The sequence below is a fragment of the Bradyrhizobium sp. P5_C11_2 genome, from assembly GCF_054049755.1.
In genome coordinates this window covers 1-1,383 of sequence record NZ_JBFULT010000999.1, presented here as the reverse complement: position 1 = coordinate 1,383, position 1,383 = coordinate 1, and the positions used below count along the sequence as shown (strand labels likewise).

2 protein-coding genes are annotated in these 1,383 nt (G+C 54.7%); one reads left to right on the top strand and one right to left on the bottom strand.

Going from position 1 to position 1,383, the window contains the following annotated elements:
- Positions 1-285: acyltransferase family protein (locus tag ACXJL8_RS41070; RefSeq protein WP_456687042.1), on the bottom strand; the 285-nt coding region annotated here is incomplete at its 3' end.
- A 352-nt stretch (positions 286-637) separates the two neighbouring features.
- Here ACXJL8_RS41070 and ACXJL8_RS41065 point away from each other — a divergent pair.
- Positions 638-1,383: glycosyltransferase (locus ACXJL8_RS41065; RefSeq protein ID WP_456687041.1), on the top strand; the 746-nt coding region annotated here is incomplete at its 3' end.

Genomic DNA, 1,383 nt, shown 5'->3' with positions numbered 1-1,383 from the left:
GATGTAGAGAGGCCATAAGCGAAGTGCGCGCTGGAAGTAGAACCGCAGCACGTTTCTCCAGTCATCAGCGATGCTGGGTCGATAGAATACCATCCCGCTTAGGATGAAGAACAGGCCTACACCGAGATGTCCGTGATTGATTGCTGCCGGAGACAGCAACCGGGACGCATCGAACGGATACGCCGCAGCGATCTGCCGGTAGAAGAAATGGTGGAACAGCACGGCAAGAATCGCAAAGCCGCGGAAGGCATCGATGTAGGAACTGCGCTCTGATTTGCCTGGCATGAAAAGTCCCGTTGATTAACGGTGACCATAAATCCATTGCGCCGGTCCGCGGCTCGACCCTTTCGGGTTACCCCAATATTCGCTGTCCATAACCCTAGAGAAAATGCGCAGCGGGTGGAGGTGCAGACCATGATGCGGTAGGCCAAAGCAAATTCACGAGCGGCATGCTCGAAAGCAGACCTATACGGAAGCAACTCGTTCGGATTCGGTGGCCTGAAACCAGAGCCGTCGCGTCGTTGGCGGCATGCATTCATGCGATCCACCACCGGGCGCGCGATGCCTTCCTTGAACCCGGAGCGTCGTCGGGTACTTTTTTGCTGTTCTTCCAGGGATCAAGATGGAGAGCGACTCTATGCGAGTGATGTTTGTGCTTAACTGTCTTGGAACCGGAGGTGCTGAGCGTCATACATATCAGCTTGCGAATGCGCTGGCGGCCCACGGTGACATCTGCACGATAGTGGGCCTAACAAGCAGCTATTCGGCGGCAGATCTAGGCCAAAAATCTATCAAGCCGGCACATCTCAACCAAAGCTCTATCAAGAAGGCACATCTCAGCCAAAGCTCCGTTGAGATGCTGAATGGCAATCGGATTTACGACATCGGCACAGCATTAGGCCTGTCGCGAATGATCCGCACCCAGGCCCCCGAAGCAATTGTCGCGGTAGACGAGCGGCCATTGCTGTTCGCGACGATTTCACGGCGATTGGCAGGCTCAAATGCTAAACTCGTTTTGATCCTGCATAACCCGGACATTCTAACCGCGAGGGATCGGATACTCCAGCCCATCTACCGCTATGTTGTCGCACGCGTGGACGCAATGATCTACGTTGCCCAGGATCAGCGCAAGCTATGGGAAGATCGAGGGTATCTACCTCCGACTTCCACAGTCATTCGGAATGGTGTGGACCTGCGTCGATACTCACCCCATTCAATCATTGAATGGAGAGACCGGACCCGCTCAATGCTGGGATTCGGACCAGGCGATTATGTAATCGGCTTGTGCGCTCGCTTTTATCCGCAGAAAAATCATCGGCAGTTGATTGACGCCGTACGAATACTTCGAAGTCGAGGGTATCCGGCCAAGGCCCTGCTCGTAGG